This window comes from Kaistella sp. (assembly GCF_032060305.1).
Classification (GTDB): Bacteria; Bacteroidota; Bacteroidia; order Flavobacteriales; family Weeksellaceae; genus Kaistella; species Kaistella yananensis.
Genome location: NZ_DAMBHK010000014.1, coordinates 1 through 25,337, shown reverse-complemented (window position 1 = coordinate 25,337; position 25,337 = coordinate 1). Strand labels below are relative to the sequence as shown.

Below are 25,337 nucleotides of genomic sequence, written 5' to 3'. Positions count from 1 at the left end.
CTGCCGAAAGATCTAGAAAACGATTTCATCAGCACCTATCATCTTACCATCGAAGAAGCGATTAAAAGAATGTACCATAACCCGCGTGCGAACGCATATTTGGGCGAATTCAACAAGTTTGTTGCAGAACGCAAAAAGCACCCTTATTTTCAGAATATGGTTTTTGATGAGATGAAGAATTTCCTCGATTATCAGGTGCTTCCTTATCCCGAAGCAGGGAAAGTTGAAATCAATTTTATTGGCTACATCGCTTTTATTTATGAAGATATCTTAAGAGCCGCAGCCGCGGAACTTAACTTAACCGTGGGGAAAGTGGTGCAGAAACCAATCGAAAGTTTAGTGGATTACCACAAAAAGTACATTCTGGAGTTAAACTAACTGCCGGAAAAAATTATTAATGCAGAGATTTTATTCAGAAATCTTATTCAGAATCTGGGAACCCGGTTTCTGATATTGAAAAACCAAAAATTATGTCAAGCAAAACAAACAGAGACGAGAAAAACTTTAACCAGGCAGCCCTCGATTATCATAAGACCGAACCGAAAGGAAAGATCGAAGTCATTCCTTCAAAACCGCACTCTTCGCAGCGCGACCTCTCCTTAGCTTATTCCCCGGGTGTCGCCATCCCATGTCTGGAAATTGAAAAGGATCCCAAAACAGTTTACGATTATACAGGAAAAGGGAATTTAGTGGCCGTAATTTCTAACGGAACTGCCGTTTTAGGATTGGGCGACATTGGTGCCGAAGCTTCAAAACCGGTGATGGAAGGTAAAGGCCTCTTGTTTAAAATTTTCGCCGATATCAATGTTTTTGATATTGAAATCGATGAAAAAGATCCCGACAAATTCATTGAGATTGTCAAAGGAATCGCTCCTACTTTCGGTGGAATCAACCTTGAAGATATTAAAGCACCCGAAGCATTTTACATCGAACAGCGTCTGAAAGAAGAACTCAATATTCCGCTGATGCATGATGATCAGCACGGTACTGCAATTATTTCTGCAGCTGCTTTAATTAATGCCCTCGAAATTGCAGGAAAGAAAATCGATGACGTGAAAATGGTGGTTAATGGCGCCGGAGCTGCGGCAATTGCCTGCACAAAACTTTATGTGGAATTAGGTCTTAAAAAAGAAAATATCCTGATGTGCGATTCCAAAGGAGTCATCAATCATAAAAGAGAAAACCTAACTCCCGAAAAGATCGATTTTGTCGCACAAACTGATCTGGAAACGCTTTCGGATGCTTTGAAGGGAGCTGATGTGTTTGTTGGACTCTCAAAAGGCAATGTAATGACACCGGAAATGCTGCTTTCAATGGCAGAAAATCCTATCGTTTTTGGCTTGGCAAATCCAAATCCCGAGATCGAGTACGACCTGGCAATGGAAACCAGAAAAGATACCATCATGGCCACCGGCCGAAGCGATTATCCTAACCAGGTAAACAATGTTCTTGGTTTTCCTTACATCTTCCGTGGCGCGCTCGATGTGCAGGCGCGTGGAATTAATGAAGAGATGAAGCTTGCGGCAGTTCATGCAATTGCAAACTTAGCAAAAGAGCCAGTTCCGGAAGCGGTTATTTTGGCTTATAACTTAAAAAATTTAAGTTTCGGAAGAGAATATTTTATTCCTAAACCCTTCGATAACCGACTGATTACCAAAGTATCGATGGCAGTAGCCAAAGCTGCGATGGATAGTGGGATCGCCGGTAAGCCGATTGAAAATTTCGAAGATTACGAAAACAGTCTTCTCGACAGAATGGGCCGCGACGAAAAACTCATCCGAATGATGCAGAACCGCGCGCGATCGAACCCGAAAAGAGTTACCCTCGGAAATGCAGAAGAATACAATGTATTGAAAGCTGCACAAATTCTTTACGAAGAAGGTATTGCACAACCGATACTTTTAGGTGAGAAAAAATACATCAAAGAGCAGATGAAGAAATTGGGGATCGAAATCGATGTTCCGATTGTGGATCCTGCAGACGATGATCAGGAAGAAAACCGTAAAAAATACAGAGAAGATCTTTGGAAGCTTCGTCAGCGCAAGGGCATGAACGAATATAAAGCAAAAAGATTTGTTCGCCAGCGTGATTATTTCGGTCCACTGATGTTGAGAAATGGTGATACGGATGCACTGATCGTTGGTTTTTCAAAAAATTATTCTTCCACCTTAAGGCCTGTGCTTGAGATCATTGAGAAAGAAAAAGGTGTGGATAAAGTTTCATCAATGATGATGATTCTTACCGAGAAGAAACCGATTTTCTTTGCGGATACTTCAGTTGTTCAGAACCCGACTGCTCAGGACCTAGTAGGCATCGCAAGAATGTCTGAAATCGTCGTGAAATCTTTCGCTATCGAGCCGCGAATTGCCATGCTATCGTTTGAAAATTTCGCCGGAATTTCTGAAACTTCGAAAAAAGTAGCTGAGGCGGTAGCTATACTTCACGAGAAATATCCGAAAATGATTGTAGATGGTGAAATACAGCCGGATTTCGCGATGAATTCAGACCATCTTTCTGATTATCCCTTCTCCAAACTGGGAACTACACCGGCGAACGTTTTTGTCTTCCCGAATCTGGAAAGTGCGAACCTTTCTTACAAAATCATCCGCGGGATGAAAGTAGCGCAGGTTGTTGGCCCAATTTTAATGGGTCTGAAACAGCCGGTTCACGTTCTTCAAATGCGTGCAAGCGTAGATGAAATTGTAAACCTTGCGACAATCGCCGTTCTGGATGCTCAGAAAAGAGAGGAAATGAAAAAGTAATAAAGGATTACATAAGTGTATTGAAAAACTGCGGAAAATCTAGACTTTCCGCGGTTTTTTTTTATTTCATTATTGTAAAACATCCATGGTTTTACTCTTCATTTAATAAAAACCGGCAAAAAAATATGTCTTTTGTTGGAAAGCTGAAATCAATAGGGTTTAAAATTTTAAAAATCTTATATTTGGCTTCTTCAAAACATAAATAATGATTTATACGCTCAAGGGTATTGTACAGGAACATAATCCTACCTCAGTCGTTATCGATGTAAATGGTGTTGGTTATTTTGTCGGGATCAGTCTGCAGACTTCCGAAAAACTGGTTTTAGGACAGCCTATATTTCTGCATATACAGCAGATTATCCGTGAAGATGCCCATTTGCTCTTCGGATTTAACAGTATTTTAGAAAAAGATTTATTCAACCTGTTAATTTCTGTTAACGGAGTAGGGCCGGTTTCTGCCATCATCATGCTGTCTTCACTAAGCCTGGAAGAAATCGCTGCCGCGATTATGAATAATAACAGTTTGCTGCTTCAAAAAGTAAAGGGAATCGGTACGAAGACTGCCGAGAGAATCATTGTGGATTTGCGTGATAAAGTCCAAAAATTCAGGGTTTCTGAGGAAAATATTTCTACATTTGTAAATAATAAAGTAAAAGAAGAAGCGTTATCTGCAGTAGAGGTTTTGGGTATTTCCAAAAAAATGAGCGAGAAGATTGCCGACCGTTTCCTGAAGCAAAATCCGGATCTGTCAGTCGAGGATCTTGTAAAGCAAATCTTAAAAAACATTTAACATTTGGAGAAGAATAATTTTTTTCAGCATAAGTTTTTTCTGTTATTATTTCTGATGGTCTCTTTTGCGAACACTTTCGCACAGGTTAAACCATCGGACAGCAGTTCAGTAAGACAGGATTTTTCATTACCAAACCCTATTCGTTACGAAGCATTTTATGATGTTCCCAGCGGCATGTATTTTCTCTATCCCAAAATCGGGAATATGGTGGTTGGTAATCCCGTTTCAATGACTTCGGCGGAGTATTACCAGTACATGCTCAGTAATCAGCTGAGTGACTATTACAAAGAAAAGTCGTCGGTTAACAATCTTGGGTACCGAAAAGACCAAACCGATGCAGAGAAAAAGGGACTCCTTCCGAGTCTGAATATCAAGAACAGACTCTTCGAATCCATTTTCGGCGGTAATAAAATCGAAATTATTCCACAGGGTTTCGCGTCTTTCGATATTGGTGGGCTTTACCAGAAAATTGACAATCCTTTAATCTTACCTCAGAACAGAACCAATTTTGCGATTGATATTCAGCAACGGATTCAGTTGGGATTATTAGGTAAAGTAGGTGAAAATCTGCAGCTTAAGGCTAATTACGACACTCAAAGTGGGTTCGCTTTCGAAAACCGGATGAATTTGGTGTGGCAGGCAAAAGGAACCTGGAAGGATCTGCAAAGCAAAGGTTTAAATGATAAAACAACCGGCGGGGAAGATAAAATTATTAAAAGAGTAGAATTCGGTAATGTCAATATGCCGCTTTCTACAAGCCTGATTCGTGGTTCCGAATCACTGTTTGGTTTAAAGACTGAATTTCAGTTGGGTAAAACCACTGGAACCCTTGTATTCTCACAACAACAGGGAGAAGCACGTAACATTATCGCGCAGGGCGGTGGTGTAATGAATACGTTCAAACTCAACGCAATCGATTATGAAGACAATCAGCATTACTATCTTGGGCATTATTTCCTTAATTCTTACGATAATGCATTGCTTAATTATCCTCAGATCAATTCCAGAATCAGTATTACAAGGATTGAAGCCTGGGTTTTGGATCAGGGATCGGGTAATCTTCAGGATCAGAAGGGAATTTTGGGGATCCGTGATTTGGGTGAAGGGGTTTCGGGTTATCCCGACAACTCGCAGAATAATCTTTATCAGGGAATCGTAAGTCTCGGGGCCGGAATCCGTGATGTAAATACTGCTTACAATGCCATCAACGGACAGTCTTTTCCTAACGCCAACGGCTCTCCGGAGACTTATACCGATGGGGAGCAGTTTATCTTCAACAGAAAAGCCAGAAAGCTCAACCAGAACGAATTCAGATATCACCCGCAGTTAGGCTATTTATCGCTTAATCAAAGGCTTAATGATAATCAGCTTTTAACGGTTGCCTATACCTATACGCTCAACGGAGACAATAAAGTGTATAAAGTCGGGGAATTTTCAGAAGAAAGTCCCGTTCTCATAACCAAGCTTCTGAAATCAAATACCAAAACCACTACCACGACACCGATGTGGGATTTGATGATGAAGAATATCTACGCGTTAAATTCAAACGACATCAGTCAGGACGGATTTTTACTGAATGTTTATTTGAGGGATCCACAAAACGGAAAAGTAAATTACCTGCCCAATACTCCGGTGCAGGATACCAATCTCCTGAAGCTCTTCAACTGGGACCGTCTCAATATGAACAATGACCTTCAGGAGAACGGAACAACAACCGGAGACGGAATTTTCGATTTTGTTCCGGGAATTACCGTAGATCCGGAAAACGGAAAAATTATTTTTACGAAGGCGAAACCTTTCGGTGCGCATTTACAGAGTGTCTTAGGAAGCAGTGACCCGAAATTTGTCTTCAACGAACTTTATAACCAGTTCAAAAATGTTGCATCCGAAAACCGCCTGGCTTTAGGATATACGCTCGAAGGTCGTTATAAAGGTTCGCAGGGTACCGGGATTTCTTTAGGCGCAATTAATGTGCCGCAGGGATCGGTGAAAGTTACGGCAAACGGCGTACAGCTTCAGGAAGGGATTGATTATACGGTAGATTATATGCTCGGAACGGTGAATATAATTAATGAAACCGTGAAACAGTCTGGCCAGGCGATTAATATTTCCCTGGAAAACCAACTGACTTTTAATACCCAGAGGAAAAGATTTTTAGGCCTTAATTTGGAGCGAAAGTTTAATGAACATTTAACGATCGGCGGAACCGTGGTAAATTACTCCGAAACTCCATTAACACAAAAGGTAAACTTCGGTCAGGAAGCTGTGAACAATACCATGGCAGGTTTCAATGTTTTATATAATAATGAGCTGCCTTTCCTTACTCGGCTTACCGATAAAATACCGTTTGTAAATACCGAAGCTCCGTCAAACTTCAGTTTTTTGGCGGAAGGCGCTTACCTGATTCCGGGGCAGAACAAAGGCATTGGTGACCAGTCTTACATCGATGATTTCGAACAGACAACATCCAAGATCTCTTTAAAGGAACCTGCCATGTGGAGTTTGGCTTCTAAGCCTGAGAAAAATCCGGAGCCTTATTTCTCGAATTCAACTTTAAATGATAACCTGGCACATGGCAACGGAAGAGGTTTAATGACTTGGTACAACATCGACCCAAGATTTTACGGAATTGGTGGCAAAGCACCCAACGGAATCAATGCTCAGGCGGTTTCAAATCATGCTTCAAGAAGGGTTCAGACTCAGGAATTATACAATTCGCGGGATTTCGTTGCGGGCGAGCAGCTTTATACCAACACGTTCGATATTACTTATTTCCCGACCGAGAGAGGACCTTATAACTTAAACCCGAACAGCGAAAGCACCCAAGAACGATGGGCGGGATTGATGCGTCCGATTTCGGTATCCAATTTTATCAACTCAAACATTGAATACGTTGAATTCTGGATGATGGATCCTTATGCGGACGGAAACAATCTGGGTGCAAATCCTAAACTTTTGCTTCAGTTAGGAAACGTGTCAGAAGATGTGTTGAAAGACGGAAAACTGCAGTACGAAAACGGCTTGCCAACTCCCAATGTTCCGGCAAATACAACGACAACAAACTGGGGTAGCCAACCAAACCAATTCCCGATCCTTTATGCTTTTTCCACTGAAAATGAAGAAAGAACAGCGCAGGATTTAGGATATGACGGTTTGGACGCTTTTGGTGAAGCTGCAAAGTTCGGCACCAATTTCATCAATCCGGTAACCAATACGCCAGATCCGGCTTCCGATGATTTTGTGTTTTACCTTTCCGATAAATTTCAGGGAACGCAGGCTTCTTCGCTTACGGAACGTTATAAATATTTCCGTAATCCGGAAGGAAACTCCCAGAGCAACACCTTGGAAGTGGCAACACAGACTCCTGATGCAGAAGATGTAAACCGCGATTACAATTTAGATCAGAACGAAAATTATACTCAATACACCATTAACCTCGACAAATCCAGCCTTGCTGTAGGACAGAAATTTATCGTGGATGAAAAGGAGGTGGAAGTAAAATTCCAGAATGGGCAAACCGGATCCAATAAATGGTATCTTTTCCGAGTACCGGTTTCTCAGTTTGATCAGGGAGCCAATGAAGGCGGCGTAAAAGACCTTTCAATCCTCAACAATGTCCGTTTTGCAAGAATGCTATTAACAGGATTTGACCAAACTGCAACACTCCGTTTCGGAACTTTGGATTTGGTAAGAAGCGACTGGAGAAAATACACCAAAGATATTGCAACCAATACTACAGATACTGAAGGTGTAAATCCTGTTGATAATCAGTTTGTAGATGTTGGAAGTGTGAATTTAGAGGAAAATGGATTAAACCAACCTCCGTACGTTCTTCCTCCAGGAATCGACAGACAAATTTTAAGTGGAAACGCAGGTGCACAAAGACAAAATGAAGCTTCTCTTTATTTAAAAACTGCGCCTTTACCAGCAAATACTTCAAAAGCTGTTTTCAAAAATGTAGCTTTAGACATGCGTCGTTATAAAAATTTAGAACTTTTCGTACACGCGGAAGATTTAAACGACAGCGCACCAACTAACAATGATCTCAATTCTAATGCAGCTTTCTTTATTCGTTTTGGTAGCGATGCGACTGATAATTATTATGAATACGAGACAACCTTAAAATATACGTCAAAAAATGCGACTTCTCCTTTAGAGATTTGGCCTAATGAAAATACAATTCGATTAGAAATTCAGAATTTTATTGATGCTAAATTAAGAAGAGATAAAAATTCTGCAATTCCTATTGATGCCCGAACTGAAGATCTAGAGTTTAATGCGATTGATAACAACAAAAGAATCTTTGTGAAAGGTCGCCCAAGTTTAGGAAATGTAACCAATATTATGTTGGGTGTTCGTAATAAAACTTCAGTAAAGAAAGATGTCGTTCTTTGGGTCAACGAAATTCGTCTTTCCGAAATCGAGAACAAAGGCGGTTATGCAGGAAATGCAAGTGTAAACTTCAATCTTGGAGATTTTGCTTTGGTAAATGCAAATGCTTCTTATTCAACCATCGGTTTTGGCGGAATTTCGCAAAAACCAGCCGAGAGAGCGCAATCTACGCTTTCAGCATTTAATGTAAATACCACGGTTAATGTGGATAAATTCCTGCCTGAAAAAGTGGGAATGAAGATTCCAGTAAATTATTCTTACACCCAAACCATCGAAGATCCGAAATACAATCCGTTGGATAATGATGTAACTTTCGAAGAGGCACCAAACAAAGATCAGCTGAAGAAAGTAGCGAGAACTTATACCCAGCAGAGAAGCATCGGTGTGGTAAACATGCGTAAGGAAAGAATGAACCCGAACAAAAAACCTAAGTTTTACGATGTGGAAAACCTTTCGTTAACTACGGTGTACAACGATGACTATTACCGAGATGTTTACACGAAGAAAAATTATCGCCAGTATTTAAGAGGTTATGTTGATTATAACTACAACTTTAAACCTTGGGTTTTAAGGCCGTTCAATAAACTGGTAAGCGACACGGCGAAATCTTATAAATATTTAAGGTTTATTAAAGAAGTCAACTTCAACCCGGTTCCGACAAGATTGTCTTTCAGAACAGAAATCGACAGAAATTATAACGAACTTGAATTCCGAAATATTGAAGCGATTCTTAACGGAAATACAGGTCAGGATTTTGATGTCATCAGAAACAGAAACTTCTATTTCGGCTGGCAGTACGGTTTAGGATTTAATTTCACCAAATCTTTAAAACTCGAAATCAATTCAGCCATGCGTACGCTGAATGACAATTTGAGTGTAAATGATATGAACACCAAATCGATTTTCGCAGACCCATTCCGTGCAGGAAGACCGGTACTTTACAACCACCGTGTTCAGCTGAATTACCGTTTCCCGCTCGAGTATTTGCCTTATCTCGACTTTATTAACGCGGAGCTTGGTTACGGATTTACCTATAACTGGAATGCGAGAAGTACCGTGATGACAGGATTTGTGAACCCAGAAACCAATGTTGCCGAAAGTTTGGGAAGTATTGGCCAGAACACCAATAATATTGTAGCAACTTCGAGCGTTGATATTCCTAAATTCTTCGGTAAGTTCAAGTATTTCCAGAACATCAATACCAAAATGCAGAAACGCAAACAGGAAATCGATTCCCTGAACAATGTTTACAATTTGGCATGGCAAAAGAAAAACGCGAAAAGAAACTTTAAGTCTTATAAATTCAAGAATAAACTGAATCCGGTTCAGAGCATTGCCTATGCTTTAACTTCGATCAAGCAGCTTGATGTTTCCTATAACGAAAACAACGGAACCGTGCTTCCGGGCTTGCTTTCAGCACCAAACTGGTACGGTTACGGGCAGACTTTGGGTGGACCGACTTATGGTTTCCTTCTTGGGTCGCAGGCAGATATCCGCAGAACAGTGATTGAAAACGGCTGGCTTTCGAATTCGCCTTACATGAATGATCCATACACGCAGCTGAAGAACCGAAATTTCCTTGCCAATGTTCAGATTATGCCGGTGAATGATTTCAGAATTGATGTGAATTTCCTGAAGAATTATAACAGCAATTTCATCCAGGGCGGTTATAACGTTGATGCAGATTCTAACCCAGCGAACGGATTCCAGTTCTCGTTCGGTACCGATATGATTTCATATTCCAGAACTGCGTGGACATTCAAAACTGCATTTACCGACGGGAAAAGTATTTACGATACCATGTACGAAAACGCCAGACAGATTTATTTGCAGTCGGGAGGCGTATACAATCCGGTTGATTTTGCCAGCGGAAAAGGTTTGGGTGATGCCTATATTTTGATTCCTGCATTCCAGGCTGCCGTAGAAGGCAAAACGGTGAACGGAGAACTTACGGATCCAAAAAAATCTGGCTTCCCGCTGCCGAACTGGCGTGTAACGTATTCCGGACTGAAGAATATTCCTTTCGTAAACAGCCAGTTCTCGAAATTCGATATCCTTCACGGTTATAGTTCTACGTACACGGCTTCAGGAATCCAGTCGAGTGTGGATTATTATAATGTTCAGAATAATCCCACAGCACCGCAGACTGATGCTTTCGGAAACGAGTTCAACCCGTATACGTTCTCGCAAGTCGGTTATGTGGAAGCTTTCGCACCGCTGATCGGAGCCGATGTTACCATGAGAAACAACATGCAGTTCCGTGCGCAGTATAACCGCGACCGTATGTTTATGTTGGGTCTTGTGAACCATACGCTTACCGAAGATGCGGGCAACGAATATATTTTTGGGTTTGGATATATCCTGAAAGACCTTAAAATGAAGATGAACTTTAAAGGAAAAGAAAGAACCCTGAAAAGCGACCTGAACATCCGCGGAGATTTCTCCCTGAGAGACAGCCAGACCAGAATCACCAATATCCTTCAGAACGATTCGCAGGTAACAGGCGGTCAACGGATGATGAGTATCAAACTTTCGGCGGATTACAACATGTCGCAGAATTTCAACATCAGATTCTTCTATGACCAGTTGTTGACCAAATACAAAATCTCTACAGCCTTCCCGCTGTCTACGGTACGGGCCGGTTTAACGGCGACCTTTACCTTTGCCGGAAGCGGTGGCGGTTTCTAAAAAGATTAAAACTCAGAATTACGGTTCTGAGTTTTTTATTTAAGGAAATCTAAATCATCAGCTATAATTGAAAATCTGTGTGGCGCCTGGTGTTAAACTAATTACAAAAATCAAAAATTAAATCCCTAATTTTGTGGTTTCATTAAAAGTTATGAATCACGATATAGATAACGACGACGACCTGTTTACGGGCAAAGATCACACGCCGTTGCGGCCAGATGCTTTCGAAAAATCCCCACAGGAAAAAATAGAAATCATTCAGCACCATTTTCATCAGATCATGGAAACTTTAGGAATGGATATGAACGACGATTCACTGAAGGATTCCCCGAAAAGGGTGGCCAAAATGTACGTGAATGAGATTTTCGGTGGACTGCTCCCGGAAAACAAACCAGGAATTTCTACCTTTTCGAATAAGTATAAGTACCGACAGATGCTGGTGGAGAAAGACATTACGGTGTATTCATTCTGTGAACATCATTTTCTGCCAATCATCGGGAAAGCGCATGTTGCCTATATTTCGAACGGCGAAGTAATCGGTCTGTCAAAAATCAACAGGATTGTAGATTATTACTCCAAGCGTCCGCAGGTTCAGGAACGGCTCACAATGCAGATTGTAGATGCCCTGAAAATGGCTTTAGGAACAAAGGATGTAGCCTGTATCATCGACGCGAAACACCTTTGTGTGAATTGCCGCGGGATTAAAGACACTGCAAGTTCTACGATTACAGCAGAACTCAGCGGAATTTTCAGAACCAATCCGATTACAAGACAGGAGTTCCTGCATTATGTAGGCAGCCACGCAAAATTTGATTAACAGATTCAAATATTACCTTTTAAACCACATTCTTAAAATGGAACTTAAAATATACAACTCGCTTTCCGGCGAAAAGGAAATCTTCAAACCCATCCACGAAAATAATGTCGGGATGTATGTCTGCGGGCCTACGGTTTACAGCAATGTTCACCTCGGAAATGTGCGTACCTTTATGTCTTTCGATTTTATTTACCGCTCACTTGTTCATTTGGGTTATAAAGTTCGGTATGTAAGAAATATTACCGATGCAGGACATTTAACCGACGACGGCGATGTAGATAACGACCGTTTTGTGAAACAGTCGCGTCTCGAAAAGCTGGAACCCATGGAAATCGTTCAGAAATATACCGTAGATTTTCATAAAGTTTTAGATACCTTCAATCTGCTTCCGCCAACAATTGAGCCTACAGCAACAGGACATATCCTGGAACAGATTGAGCTGACCCAGAAGTTACTGGACAAAGGTTTTGCGTACGAAAGCAACGGTTCTGTTTATTTTGATGTTTTGGAGTATAACAGCCGCGGCTTGAATTACGGCGAACTTTCACGACGAAATATTGAAGAACTTTTTGCAAATACCCGCGATCTCGATGGACAGAACGAAAAGAAAAATCCTCAGGATTTCGCACTTTGGAAAGCTGCTTCACCTGCACATATCATGCGCTGGAACTCTCCCTGGGGCGAAGGCTTTCCTGGCTGGCATCTGGAATGTACTGCCATGTCGACGAAGTATTTAGGTGAAAAATTCGACATTCACGGAGGTGGCATGGATCTTAAATTTCCTCACCACGAATGTGAAGTGGCACAAGGCAAAGCTTGCAACGGTACTGAACCCGTAAATTATTGGTTACACGCGAATATGCTTACAATGAACGGACAGCGGATGAGTAAATCTACAGGAAATTATATCCTCCCGATGGAACTTGTTTCCGGTAAAAACGATTTTTTCGAAAAGCCTTTCCATCCGGCGATTGTACGTTTCAATTTTTTACAGGCGCATTACCGCAGCGTTCTCGATATATCCAACGAAGCCATGGTGGCGAGCGAAAAAGGTTTTCAACGATTGATGGAAGCCATGAAAATTGTTTCAGGATTTGCGTTTAAAATGTCAGATTCTTCAAGTTTCGACATATCTGCCTGGAAAGAAAAATGCTACGCAGCGTTGACGGATGATTTTAACTCCCCGATTCTTATTTCATATCTATTCGAAGCGGTGAACTTTATATTTAAGCTTAAAGATGAGAAAGAAACCATTAATGAAGCTGATTTAAAAGAACTTCAACAGCTGTTGAACGGCTTTGTGTTTGATGTTTTGGGACTTCAGAATGTTGACGAGAATAACAATGAAAAACTCGATCAAACGCTTCAGGTTTTAATTGAACTTAGAAATCAGGCCAGAAAATCCAAAAATTTCGAACTTTCGGACCAGATCCGCGACCGCTTGTTGGCCGAAGGTATTGAGCTGAAAGACGGAAGAGACGGAACGACGTATTCTCTGAATTAATTCTAGAAAAATACAGTTTATAAACCTTTTTGGCTCAGCGCCGGAAAGGTTTTTTTGTCTCTTGAAACTTTAGGTTTGTATTGATTTGATTTTCAGTATGTAAGCCTTTAAAAATATTTAAGATTTTGACCTTAAAAATTATTGAAATTTCATAAATTGCGTCATCAAATTATTCCATGTTATGAAACTGTATTTCAATATTAATTTCCGCACCAAAATGGGAGAAAATCTTCAGGTTTTGGTGATGGAAGAAGGAACCGAAGATAAAATTTATCCTTTAAGATACACCGATAACGGAAACTGGATTGCAGAGGTTGATTATTTTTCGAAAAGTATTACCTATAAATATACGCTTGTAGATGAATCACAGGCTGTTCTGGACGAAGAATTTTCGTTACACCGTTTAAATTTACCTCATAACTACGACGAATTTGTAATTTATGATGTGTGGAATTTGAAGAATTTTCCGGAGAATTATCTTAACAACAAAATCCTTAAAAATACATTCAGCGGTTTCAAACCCGAAAAAAATGCAGTTTTAAAGAGACATACTCATTTGTTCCGGTTAGAAGCTCCAATTTATCATCAGAACTGGCAGCTTGTAATTCTTGGAAATTGTGACGCGCTCGGAAATTGGGATAAAAATGGATCCGTAAACATGGCTCAAACCGATTTCGGAATTTGGGAAGCAGCGGTTGCAATTCTTTCTGATGAGATGATTCAGTACAAATACGGGCTTCGCGACCGGCATTCCGGCGAGGTTTTCGATCTGGAATACGGAGATAACAGATGGGCAATACCAAACCCGGAAAAAAATATTCTGCAGATTAAAGCCGATCATTTCTTCAGGTTTAAATCTTTCGAGATGTACCACGCAGCCGGCGTTGCCGTTCCGGTGTTTGCGCTGAGAACAGAAAACGGTTTCGGTGTTGGCGAATTTCCAGATTTAAAAAATCTTGCCGACTGGGCGAAAAAAACGAATCTTTCCCTTTTGCAGATTTTGCCGATCAACGATACCACAGCAAACTATTCGTGGACAGATTCTTATCCTTACGCAGCGATCTCTGTTTACGCACTCCACCCGCAGTATCTTTCTGTCGAGAATTTAGAATATGCTTTGCCGAAAGAACTCGTTGAGGAATATGAGAAAGAGAAAACAGAGTTAAATTCATTAAGCCTCATCGATTATGAAAAAATGATTTCAGGGAAGTGGAAGTTTGTTAAGGCAGTTTTTAATCTTCATCAGACTGAAATCCTGAAAGACAGAAGTTTCAAAAAATTTATAAAAGATAATGAGGACTGGCTCTTGCCTTACGCTGCTTTCTGTGTACAGCGCGACAAATATAAAACGCCAAATTTCAACCTCTGGAAAACGCATAAGAAATATATCGCAGGCAAAATAGCTCCGTTTTTCAGTCCAAAAAGTAAGGATTTCGAGTCGTCGATGCTGCACGCATGGGTACAGTATCAGTTGCATCTTCAGCTGAAAGATGCCATTGATTATACTCACAGTCTCGGTATTTCGGTAAAAGGCGATTTACCGATCGGAATCTACAGATATTCTGTGGAAGCCTGGACCGAGCCGGAACTTTTCGGAATGGATTTTCAGGCCGGTGCACCACCAGATCAGTTCACCGAACTGGGCCAGAACTGGGAGTTCCCGACGTACAACTGGGAAGCTATGAAAGCAGACGGTTACCGTTGGTGGAAGAACCGTTTCAAAGCGCTGGAGCAGTATTTTGATGCGATGAGAATTGACCATATCCTTGGTTTTTTCAGAATCTGGCGTATGCCGATGAGCGCAACCCAGGGGATTTTAGGATATTTTTATCCGGCAGTTCCGGTAAGGATGGAGGAGTTCAATGCCAGGCATCTGCCTTTTTATTACGACAGGTATTGTAAGCCTTTCATCAATGATCAGATTCTTTGGGATGAATTTGGTGATGAAAGAGATAACATTCATAACCAGTTTATGAATAATCATTTCGACGGTACTTATTCTTTCAAGGAAGAATTTGATACCCAAAGAAAACTCACAGAATATTTTAAAACTAATCCGCATCCTTGGGCAGAAGAAAAACTGATTTCCCTCTGTGCCAACGTGCTCTTCCTGCCTGAAGAAAATGCTTACGGGGAAACAGTATATCACCCGAGGTTTAATATTGATAAAACCTCGTCATTTAGTCATCTTCCAAATTGGGAAAAACAGGCGGTTTATGATCTTTATATTGATTATTTCTTCAAAAGACAGGATGGGCTGTGGTATGAAAAAGCAATGGAAAAATTACCCGTAATTCTTAATGCCACCGATATGCTGATTTGTGGTGAGGATTTAGGTTTGGTTCCGGAATCTGTTCCTCAGGTGATGGATAGACTGGGAATTACAGCCCTCAAAGTACAGCGAATGCCATCGGATAATATCCCTTGGTATAACCCTAAAGATGCTTCTTATCTTAATGTGGTAACGGCGAGTTCGCACGACAGTTCTACGCTTCGCCAGTGGTGGCACGAAGACCGTAATTTAACCCAACAGTATTTTAACCAGCAGTTGGGTCAGCCGGGAACTGCGCCGTGGAATCTTGAGCCGCAGCTGGCCGAAATCATAATGAAACAGCATCTTTATAATGATGCAATGTTGGCGATTTTCCCGATTCAGGAATTTCTGGCGACTGATCATGAGCTGACTAATGCGAATATGGATGAGGAAAGAATTAATAATCCGGCTGTCTTTCCACATTATTGGCGGTACAGAATGCACTTGAGTTTAGAAAGCCTTTTGAATAAGGAAGGTTTCAACCGAAAAATCGCAGGTTGGATTTCTGATGCTAATCGAGCGTAAATTTTTTCTAAAAAAAATAACAATTTTTGACAAAAAAGAAAAAGTTTTTATCTGTTGAAAATCAGGAGTTTATAATATTTATTAAAGAAGTTGGAGTTTTTGCTTTAACTTCTTTTTTTTATTTTAATCAAACGAATATGAAAAGTCCGTAAAACCCCTGTATAAAGGCGTTTGAAAGGATTTTGAACATAAAAGTTGGCATGCTTTTCTAATAGGTTGTAGTGAACAGCTTAAAAACAGTTTAAAAAAAATGAAAAAAATACTTTTTGGACTTTCGATGTTTTTTGCAACATTGATTTCCGCACAGAATTATCCGGATTATTATCCAAACAACAATAATGGTTATTACGACGATTACGATGACGAATTTTATTTTCCGGAAGATTATTATTACGAATATCCATCTGATTATTACAGAAACGATCTCTACCAGAGTTATTACAGAGACTACCAGCGAAGCATTTATGATGTAAACTGGAGCAGGTTTTTCTCTCAGTATCGCCTGTCGCCATGGCAAATTCGTCAAATCATGTATTTGAATGACCAGTTTCCGACATTCGCTTCCTGGAATTCATATTACCGATATAATCCCGACCGATGGTATTATGACAGATTCTATGCACTCGAAAGAATTTTAGGTCCCAGAGTTTATGTCATCTACCAGAATAATTATTACAACGGATACAATCCCGTGAATTACTGGCAAAACTACAGAAGACAGCATTACGTAACGCATGTTTATGTAGTCCCACGGTACAGAAATATTAACGTAAATCGTTATAGAATTAACAAAGTGAAATATCATCAGGCGAATCCGAGACAGAACATTGGTTTCCAAAATTCCCCACGAACAGGAAACGGTAACTGGAATAATGCGCAAAGGAAAGAAGGATTCAGAAATGACGGAGACTTAAACAAAAGAACAGAGAATAACGGCTTCCGAAACGGAAATGAGGCACCGGTGAGAACTGCGCCACGGATTTCCAACGGTACAACAAGAAATAATGAGATCCGGCCACAGACTGAAACACCTCGAAATAACGGTGGGTTCAGAGACAATAACTCCGGAATAAGAAACACAGACCCACAGAGAAAGATAGAAAGTAATTCCGGAAGTCTGAGAAATCGGACTCCGGGAACAGCAACTCCGGGAAATACAGCCCGAATCCCCGGTCAGAGATTTACCTCTTTATAATTTTAGTTTTTAGTGTTAGTAGTGATGGGAGAGCGGTTTCGAAAGGAGCGGCTCTCCTTTTTTTATTTTGGCACAGTAATGGAGATAGTTATGACACAACAAATTAAAATTCTTAAAATGAAAAAGATTATCACAATATTCAGCTTGGGTTTATTTACCCTGGGTTATTCACAGTCAGATTATTATAATGATTACAGAAGAAGTATTACCGATGTAAACTGGCAGACTGTCGCAGCAAATTTATTGCTAAGTCCGCAGCAAAAAGCAGACTTATTTGCATTAAATAATCAGTACTCGGATTATAACTCATGGAACCGCGCGTACGGTAGTAACCCTGACCAATGGAGAGTCGACCGTTACAGATCCATCGAACGAATTATGGGACCGGCGAAATATGAAAAATTCAAGAACAAATACTATAAAGGTCAGAATCCTGTAGCGGTTTATAACAGAAATAAAAACAATTATAAAAGCACGCAGGTTAAGAAGTACAACACTATTAAATCGAGAAAATCGGTTACAAATAATGGGGTAAATACCAAATCAATGCAGGAATACGACAGAAAAAAGAAACTTAATGACGGTTCGCACCTTCACGTTAGAGGGAATTCTCAGGGAAAAGGAAAATCAAAGTAATGTCAAATTAAAGTCAGACTGATCAGATAGATAATGGAGAGCGTACACATGTGCGCTCTTTTTTGTTTTAAATATTTGTGAACTTTCCATAATTCAACATTGTGGATTTCATTTACTTGTAAATTTGTTAGATGAAGATTTTATATGCGATTCAGGGCACAGGAAACGGGCATGTAACCCGTGCGCGCGAGATTATACCTTATCTTAAAAAATACGGTGAAGTAGATATACTCATTAGTGGAACCCAGGCAGAAGTTGATGTTGATGCCGAAGTAAAATACAGATTTGATGGATTTGGATTTGTTTTCGGGAACAAAGGCGGAGTCGACTTCCGCGAAACGTGGAAGCGTTTTAATTTAAGACAGTTTCTTAAAGACGTGAAAAATCTTCCGGTACGCGAATACGATTTAGTGATTAACGATTTTGAGCCGGTATGTGCCTGGAGTTGTAAGTTCCACCGAAAAACGTCTTTGGGCATGAGCCATCAGTCTGCGTATTTATCAGCTAAAACCCCGAAAATCCGTGGTTTTCACTGGGGGAAAGTAATCATGGATCAGTATGCGCCAGCCACTGATTATATTGGATTTCATTTTGAAAAGTACGATGACTTTATCCACACTCCTGTAATTAGAACTGAAATACGTAATCTGAAACCACAGAATTTAGGTCATTACACCGTTTATCTTCCGGCCTATTCCGATGAATTTATTCTCGATAAAGTGAAAGAACTCCCAGGTTCGAACTGGCAGATTTTCTCAAAACATTCAAAACAGCACTACCGGAAACACAATGCGGAAGTATTCCCAATAAATAATGCTTTGTTTCAAGAATCATTAGCCAGCTGTGCAGGACTCTTAACCGGTGGCGGTTTCGAAGGTCCGGCTGAAGCACTGCATCTCGCTAAAAAGTTACTTGTAGTGCCGATGCATCATCAATATGAGCAGCAGTGCAATGCATTGGCTTTAGAGAAACTCGGCGTTCCCGTTATTTGGAAAGAAAATACCTTTCTGGAAAAATTAAAAAATTGGGTAGCCTCCATTGAACGTATTGAGATTTCTTTTCCTGACGAAACTGAATATATCATAAGAAATATAATAGAAAAGTATGGTTATGAAAGCTTTAACAAAAAATTATGATTAAAATCTTTAACCTGATCAGTTTTAATTTATCAAACCATCAAATAACAAACAAAAAATATCGAAATGAAAAAAATTGTTTTTAGTGCAGCTTTCGTAGTGATAGCAACTTTTGCAATGGCCCAGCAAACGCCGATGATGAATAAAAAAGATCCAGCAGAAATGGAGCAGAAAAGACAGGAAAAACTGAAGATGATGCAGGCTGAACTTAATCTTACCAGTGCGCAGGTAGCTCAGATTAAAGCGCTGCAGGATAAGAAAATGGCCGAGAGAAAACAAAATGCTTCACAGATGCAGGAACAAAGAAAAGCAAAAATGGAGGCTATGAAAGCCCGACAGGAACAATGGAATGCTGAAATGAGGAAAATTTTAACTCCGGAGCAATACCAAAAGTGGGAAACTAAAAAACAGCAGAACATGCAGAATAAAAGACAGAAAATGCAGCAGCATCAAATGAAAAAAATGTCTGCTACAAAATAGTTCATAATTTTAATTTTTAAGGGAAGCGGAAAAATTTATTTTTTTTCGCTTTTTTTATGTCCATACGCTTTTATTATCTATATTTGGTAAAAAGACATTATTATGATAAGTACAAAAATTGGCGCGTTGATCAACGACCAAATTGCTAAGGAACAGTATGCTGCCCAATATTATTTATCCATGTCGGCATGGTTTTCTGCCCGGGATCTGGATGGCATTGCGAATTATTTCCGCGTTCAGAGTAAAGAAGAACTCATGCATGCAGATAAAATGTTCGATTATATGATTGATGTAGGTGCAGAAATTGTGTTGGGCGAAATTCCAAAACCACCGCATGAATTTACCGATGCAAAAGAAATTTTCGAAAAAGCACTGGAGCATGAAAAAATTGTGACCAAAAGTATTTTCAATATTCTGAAAAACGCGAATGAAGAAGGCGATTTTGCAACCGTTTCCTTTTTGCAGTGGTTTGTAAATGAGCAGGTAGAAGAAGAAGCAAACGCCTCGCAGCTTGTCACCAAAATAAAAATGGTGTACGATAATCCGTCGGCGATGTATCTTTTTGATCAGGAACTTAAGCAGCGCGTGTTTGTGCCGGATGCAGGGAATTAATCACAAAATAATTTTTAATGAAAAAATTTTACATACTGTGGTGTGCACTGCTGTACGTTACCCTTCTTGCTCAGGATTATAATGCGTCACTAATTCCCGAAAATCTTCTAAAAAATGCTAATGCGGTTGTTCGTGAGAGTGCTGAAGATTATGTGCTGAAATCGGTTAAAGAGCTGCATATTAAACAAACCCATGCTGTTACAATTCTCAACAGTGCCGGAGATGAATTTTCCACTGTAGTGATTCCTTATAATCCGAATACTAAAGTCGGGAGTATTAAAGTAGAGGTTTATGATGCCGCAGGGAAACTCAGCAAAACCTATTCGAAAAAAGATTTCAACGATTATACCAATAATCCAAGCGCCGCTTTGTATGTAGATGACAGGATTTTGATTTTAAGGCCCATGTCTTCGCAATATCCTTATACCGTAAAATCGTATTATGAAACTACAACTTCCAATACGGTGTATCTGAATTATTTCAGGCCGGTTACCTCGTACGACATGTCGGTTGAAAAATCAACATTCACCGTGCATAATACTTCTGGAATCAATATACGTACAAAGGTTACCGATCGGCCTCTGGCGAAACTCACACACTCCACGGAAGGAAATGTGATGAAATATTCTTACGAGAATATCCCAGCCATTAAGCACGAAGATCTGGCACCGAGTATCAGTTATTTGGTTCCCCAGGTCGAGTTTTCGCCGGAAAAGTTTACACTTGAAGGTAAAGAGGGTAATATGACCGACTGGAACAGCTTTGGGAAATGGTACTACACCCAGCTTATTAATCCGGTATCAGAAATTACACCTCAAATCAAGGCTGAATTGCAGGCTTTAAATCTATCGGGAACCACTTCTGATAAAGTAAAAACCATTTATCAGTATATGCAGAACAAAACCCGTTATGTTCTGATTGCAATGGGGATCGGAGGGTGGCAGCCAATGCCGGCAGCAGAGGTAAGCAAAAAAGGATACGGCGACTGCAAGGCACTTACCAATTATATGCGCACGCTGCTTGCAGCAGCCGGAATTAATTCTTATTTTTCGGTGATTTATGATGATTATTCTGTCATTACTTTCGATAAAGATTTTCCAAGAATGTCGGGTAACCATGCCATTTTAATGGTTCCAACAGAGAAAGAAACCATTTGGCTCGAAAATACCTCGCAGCAGCATGCATTTAATCACCTGAGTTTTACTTCTCATCACCGCAATGTCCTAGCAGTAAAAGAAGACGGAATTCAGATTGTTGATACGCCCGTGTACAAACCGGAACAGAGCATGGAAAAACTGAATGCCAAAATTTTACTTGGAGATGATGGAGCGATTTCTTCGGATGCAAGGTTTGAGTTTTCCGGCGGACAGTACGACAGCAATCTGAGGCTTTTAGGTTTAAAAAACGATGAAATCCAGGAAGCTCTTAAAAATCGTCATTACAATTTAAAAATTGATGATCTGAAGGTGAATAACCTGAAAAACGACAGAGATGAAGGCAAAATCGGTTACGACCTTTCCCTGAAAGCTAACGGATTCTCAAAAAAAATTGGCAATGATCTTTTCTTTCCGGTGATGCCGTTTTATGAGGCGGTAATGCTCAGTTCAAATGATGAAAGGAAACTTCCCTTCGAGAATTCATTTCCCTTCCAGGATGATTATGAAATTGAGTACATTATTCCGGCAGGCTATATTTTTGCTGAAATCCCAAAATCATCTTCAATTACAACTGAGTTTGGCTCTTACACCATTGATTTCACAACGAAAGATGGTAAACTGCTTGTAAAAAGAGTTTTAACGATCAACAAAGGACTCTATCCAAAAGAAAAATACAAAGAATACCTGGCGTTCCGCAAACAGACAGCCAGCCGCGACAATACTAAAATCTTACTAACAAAACAATAATGAAGAAAATTCTACTTTGCTTTGCATTCTCAGTAACAGGACTGTTGGGTGCACAACATAAATTCCTAACTTATCCAAAACTTTCAGATGAAGATCTGAAAAGCGAAAAATCTACACAAGTTTCAGATGCGCCCGCAGAAATCCTTTACCGGTCCGTACATTTCCGGATTGACTACGACGGAACACTGCACCAAAAAGTATTCAGCAGGATTAAAATTTATAATAAAGACAATGCCTCAGATTATCTGGATCACAAGGTAAGTATTTATGATGACCGCCGAGGTACTCGCGAAACTTTAGCCGACCTCAAAGCAAATACTTATAACCACGAAAATGGAAAAACAGTAAGCACAAAAATCGCTAAGGACGAAAAATACAAATCCACCGAAGACCGAAACTACGATATTACCAAATTTGCTTTTGCGAATGTGAAAAACGGGTCTGTTGTTGAATATTCTTACACCATTATCACTCCATTCTTGGGATCTATGCCCCGGATTATTATTGAGGAGGAAATCCCGATCCGATATGTAGAATATGTTCTGGATGCCCCTGTCCCACTAGGTTATACCATTAATTACAAAGGAAGTCTTAACCCAACACACAGGCTGGTAGAGAAAAAACCGCTTTATGGTAATGAATATCAAACGTATAGATTTGCTTATGAGAAGGTTGCACCCTATAAAGAAGAGAAATATGTTTTAAATAACGACAATTACAAAACTTCCATCAAGGCAGAACTTAATTCTACGCTTTTTAATAACGTATATAAGTCTTATGCAAACACCTGGAAGGATATTCAGGAAAGACTTTACGCAAACGATGATTTTGGTGCAGAACTCAAGAAAACCAACTTGGTGAAAGATCTGCTTCCGCAGGAAATTAAATCGATCCCGGTAACAATGGATCGCGCAGGTGCAATCCTGAAATTTGTTCATAAAAATTATACATGGAATCAAGAAGATGCAGTATTCTGCGACAAAGGAATCAAAAACCTAATCAATACTAAAGTTGGAAATTCTGCAGAAATTAACCTTCTTTTGACCATGCTTTTCCAAAGTGCAGGCATAAGTGCGGATCCTGTAGTGCTTTCCACTGTAAATCAGGGAATTTTGCTTGCTTATAACCCATCAATAGCTCAGTTGAACTATGTTTTGGCATCTTTTAAAGATAAGGATAAAATTTACCTTGCCGATGGTACTGTAAAACAGAGCGAAATTAATATGGTAGCACCTAAAGCCCTGAATTATTATGGAATTGTTATGGGTGAAAAAACTGCACAGCAAATTAATATCCTTTACCCTGAAACCAGTAAAACTTTGCTTACAGTTGATGCCAAACTTTTACCGGATGGCACTTTCGAAGGTAAATTTTCGGACCGGGACACAAAACTGTATTCAATGGTGGCCAACCAAAGATTTACGGAGGACAAAGAAAAATTTGCAAAATCCTATAAAGACGATTACCGTTTCAATTTTACGAATTTAAAACACGGCCTTCAGGAAAATAACGATTTTGAAACCAGTTTCGATTTCAGTTCAGATACTTTTGTTGATGTGTTGGGTGGGAAAATGGTATTTAATCCTTTGCTTTTTCTTTATTCCCAGACACATAACTTCGACCAAAAAGAGCCGCGAATTGCACCGCTTGAATTTTACTCAGCTTACGACAGAATTAAAAAGGTAACGATTACCCTCCCGGATGGCTATGTTTTTGAAAATGTGCCCAAATCGAAGAAATTTCGTACAGAGGATAATGCACTCCAATACACGTATCAGGTTACGCAAAACGGAAATAAGTTGACAGTTGAGACCACGACTCAGGTTGACGATTCAGTATTTCCGAAAGAATATTATCCAGCATTTACGCAGATTTTCGATAATATCACCAAACAGGAAGCACAGGTGATAACTGCGGTAAAGAAGTAAATTTTAGATGTAAATAAAATCCTGTCTCGGTTTCTGAGACAGGATTTTTTTATACATAAATCAGTTGGGTTTCCAGAACTTTTTTTCCGAGTTTTTCGAGTATAGATTTGTATTCGTTTATTTGCACAAGATGTTTTTCCTGCTCAGCGCCGGTCTTAAAATCGATGATGATGTAACCGTTCCCGGTATCGATCAGTCGGTCTGGCCGGTAAATCTTCGACTCGTCGTTTGCAGAAATCATCATGTCTTTTTCGTTAATAACAACCTGATTTTCGGTGAAGTACTTCGAATAGTTCTCGTTTTTAATGATGTTTAAAATCCGGTGATGAATCTCTTCTTTTTCTTCCAGGGTAATAATTCCTTCCAACACATAGGATTCGAGGGTGCGATCCACGTCTTGTTCTGAATTAATTCTGGATAAAATTTCGTGCGTAAAAATCCCCGTGCGCACTTTTTCGACCCTGTTCTGGTAATTCTTGGAGGGAGTTGCAATTTTTATAGCGTCAGGATTGCTTTTTTGTCCGCTTTTAAAAAGAATGGGTTTCGTACTGTTTTCATTACCTGTAACGTTCTGCCTTCTTTGTGGGTTTTCGTCAGCAACTTTATATAAATCAAAAGAAGAAAGAGGTTCACCGTTTTCATTCCTGGGGATTTTTGGCTCCAGAAATTCGTAAATTTCAAGGTTGTTACTTGTCTTGTTGGGCTTTTCGATATAAAAGAACAATTCTTCAACCGCCCGCGTCGTAGCCACATATTGCAGGCAGTAGCGGTCGATTTTATTCTGATAAATATTTTCCTGATTAAACTTTGCCATGTTTTCATCATAAGCTTCAAGTTCTCTTCCGAACGGATTGATATTTACCGACGAAAGGCCGTTTTCAGCGTCAATATCAAGCCAATTGCTGAATTTTGCATCTTTATGTTCGTTTTTCATTGGAAGAAAAACCACGGGAAACTCCAAGCCTTTTGCTTTGTGAATCGTCATAAGCTTTACTGCATCCAGATTTTCGGAAGCCTGAATGGTGGTGGCATTTGCCTCTTCTTCCCAATAACGGATAAAATCTTTCAGTGTAGAAGCGGCGTTTTGCGAATACGCGTAAAGCATTTCCAGATAATTGAAAAGAAAATCGGTCTCCTTATTCTGTACGGAAAATTCCTGCAGAAAATGTTCGACAAAATTATAAAGATTCAGCTGCAGTAAGTTTTTGCTGCTCAATTGTAAATCATATTTTTTGGCGATGAAGTCCTGCATTTCGGCTTTGTTTTTCAGCGTAAGCATTTCCATCATTTCGGCACTGAAATCTTTAACTTCAATTCGGCCTAAAACGCTCAGATAATAAAGCATTTTCACCGGAAACTGAAAGTTTTTGGGATTCTGTTCCCATCTCAGAAATTCGGTCAACGCAAGTAAAGTTGATGACAAATTAAGCGTTAAGCCCGATTCTGAAATCGTTTTTATGTAATCTTCTTTTCCCTGATAGGTGATTTTAGCGTTTCCTAAAAGCTGCGAAAAACTGAAAATATCGAAATTTCCGCGGCAAAGAATGGTGATATCCGAAAGTTTGAAGCCTTTATCAATGCAACGTTGTATGTCTTCCCGCATTTTTTCGGCAACTTCTTCGTAGAAAACTTTCTTCGTAGTGTTTTCAATTAA

General features: G+C 39.9%; 14 protein-coding genes and 1 pseudogene. 14 read left to right on the top strand and 1 reads right to left on the bottom strand.

The features are described from left to right. From V5N63_RS03360 to V5N63_RS03295, 14 genes and pseudogenes are all read left to right on the top strand, one after another. Positions 1-378, top strand: a pseudogene (locus V5N63_RS03360) (ATPase); the annotation flags it as partial. A 92-nt stretch (positions 379-470) separates the two neighbouring features. Next, on the top strand, positions 471-2,762 hold the full coding sequence (locus V5N63_RS03355) for an NADP-dependent malic enzyme (protein WP_332032834.1): 2,292 nt from the start codon (positions 471-473) through the stop codon (positions 2,760-2,762). A gap of 205 nt (positions 2,763-2,967) precedes the next feature. Beyond that, positions 2,968-3,552: a Holliday junction branch migration protein RuvA gene (gene ruvA, locus V5N63_RS03350; RefSeq protein ID WP_332032833.1), complete on the top strand. Its 585-nt coding sequence runs from the start codon at positions 2,968-2,970 to the stop codon at positions 3,550-3,552. Between the two features lie 54 nt (positions 3,553-3,606). Beyond that, positions 3,607-10,632 (top strand): T9SS outer membrane translocon Sov/SprA, encoded by a 7,026-nt coding sequence (gene sov / locus V5N63_RS03345; protein WP_332032847.1) that lies wholly within the window; start codon positions 3,607-3,609, stop codon positions 10,630-10,632. Between the two features lie 151 nt (positions 10,633-10,783). After that, positions 10,784-11,449, top strand: a complete 666-nt coding sequence (gene folE, locus V5N63_RS03340) for a GTP cyclohydrolase I FolE (protein WP_332032832.1) — start codon at positions 10,784-10,786, stop codon at positions 11,447-11,449. Between the two features lie 37 nt (positions 11,450-11,486). Continuing rightward, positions 11,487-12,953, top strand: a complete 1,467-nt coding sequence (gene cysS, locus V5N63_RS03335) for a cysteine--tRNA ligase (RefSeq protein ID WP_332032831.1) — start codon at positions 11,487-11,489, stop codon at positions 12,951-12,953. Between the two features lie 181 nt (positions 12,954-13,134). Further along, positions 13,135-15,792 (top strand): 4-alpha-glucanotransferase, encoded by a 2,658-nt coding sequence (locus tag V5N63_RS03330; RefSeq protein WP_332032830.1) that lies wholly within the window; start codon positions 13,135-13,137, stop codon positions 15,790-15,792. 250 nt (positions 15,793-16,042) lie between these two features. Next, entirely contained in the window at positions 16,043-16,987 is a 945-nt protein-coding gene (locus V5N63_RS03325) for a hypothetical protein (protein ID WP_332032829.1), read from the top strand. A 117-nt stretch (positions 16,988-17,104) separates the two neighbouring features. Beyond that, positions 17,105-17,623, top strand: a complete 519-nt coding sequence (locus V5N63_RS03320; RefSeq protein ID WP_332032828.1) for a hypothetical protein — start codon at positions 17,105-17,107, stop codon at positions 17,621-17,623. Positions 17,624-17,754: 131 nt separating this feature from the next. Next, the gene (locus V5N63_RS03315; RefSeq protein WP_332032827.1) at positions 17,755-18,759 is read left to right on the top strand and encodes a glycosyltransferase family protein; all 1,005 of its coding nucleotides are present in this window, start codon (positions 17,755-17,757) and stop codon (positions 18,757-18,759) included. A 66-nt stretch (positions 18,760-18,825) separates the two neighbouring features. Continuing rightward, positions 18,826-19,239 (top strand): hypothetical protein, encoded by a 414-nt coding sequence (locus V5N63_RS03310; RefSeq protein ID WP_332032826.1) that lies wholly within the window; start codon positions 18,826-18,828, stop codon positions 19,237-19,239. A 102-nt stretch (positions 19,240-19,341) separates the two neighbouring features. Next, positions 19,342-19,851 (top strand): ferritin, encoded by a 510-nt coding sequence (locus V5N63_RS03305; protein WP_088468080.1) that lies wholly within the window; start codon positions 19,342-19,344, stop codon positions 19,849-19,851. A gap of 17 nt (positions 19,852-19,868) precedes the next feature. Further along, entirely contained in the window at positions 19,869-21,755 is a 1,887-nt protein-coding gene (locus V5N63_RS03300; protein WP_332032825.1) for a DUF3857 domain-containing protein, read from the top strand. Then, entirely contained in the window at positions 21,755-23,683 is a 1,929-nt protein-coding gene (locus V5N63_RS03295; RefSeq protein WP_332032824.1) for a DUF3857 domain-containing protein, read from the top strand. The genes V5N63_RS03300 and V5N63_RS03295 overlap by 1 nt, the downstream gene beginning before the upstream one ends. A 49-nt stretch (positions 23,684-23,732) precedes the next feature. Here the strand turns inward: V5N63_RS03295 and V5N63_RS03290 are convergent. Beyond that, on the bottom strand, positions 23,733-25,337 hold a 1,605-nt coding region (locus V5N63_RS03290), incomplete at its 5' end, for a 3'-5' exonuclease (RefSeq protein WP_332032823.1).

Bases quoted from the DNA above. Each gene is read 5' to 3' on its own strand.
- V5N63_RS03320 (WP_332032828.1), top strand. From the start codon at position 17,105: ATGAAAAAGATTATCACAATATTCAGCTTGGGTTTATTTACCCTGGGT.
- V5N63_RS03295 (WP_332032824.1), top strand. From the start codon at position 21,755: ATGAAGAAAATTCTACTTTGCTTTGCATTCTCAGTAACAGGACTGTTG.
- ruvA (WP_332032833.1), top strand. From the start codon at position 2,968: ATGATTTATACGCTCAAGGGTATTGTACAGGAACATAATCCTACCTCA.
- V5N63_RS03300 (WP_332032825.1), top strand. From the start codon at position 19,869: ATGAAAAAATTTTACATACTGTGGTGTGCACTGCTGTACGTTACCCTT.
- cysS (WP_332032831.1), top strand. From the start codon at position 11,487: ATGGAACTTAAAATATACAACTCGCTTTCCGGCGAAAAGGAAATCTTC.
- V5N63_RS03315 (WP_332032827.1), top strand. From the start codon at position 17,755: ATGAAGATTTTATATGCGATTCAGGGCACAGGAAACGGGCATGTAACC.
- V5N63_RS03305 (WP_088468080.1), top strand. From the start codon at position 19,342: ATGATAAGTACAAAAATTGGCGCGTTGATCAACGACCAAATTGCTAAG.
- V5N63_RS03325 (WP_332032829.1), top strand. From the start codon at position 16,043: ATGAAAAAAATACTTTTTGGACTTTCGATGTTTTTTGCAACATTGATT.
- folE (WP_332032832.1), top strand. From the start codon at position 10,784: ATGAATCACGATATAGATAACGACGACGACCTGTTTACGGGCAAAGAT.
- V5N63_RS03330 (WP_332032830.1), top strand. From the start codon at position 13,135: ATGAAACTGTATTTCAATATTAATTTCCGCACCAAAATGGGAGAAAAT.
- sov (WP_332032847.1), top strand. From the start codon at position 3,607: ATGGTCTCTTTTGCGAACACTTTCGCACAGGTTAAACCATCGGACAGC.
- V5N63_RS03310 (WP_332032826.1), top strand. From the start codon at position 18,826: ATGAAAAAAATTGTTTTTAGTGCAGCTTTCGTAGTGATAGCAACTTTT.
- V5N63_RS03355 (WP_332032834.1), top strand. From the start codon at position 471: ATGTCAAGCAAAACAAACAGAGACGAGAAAAACTTTAACCAGGCAGCC.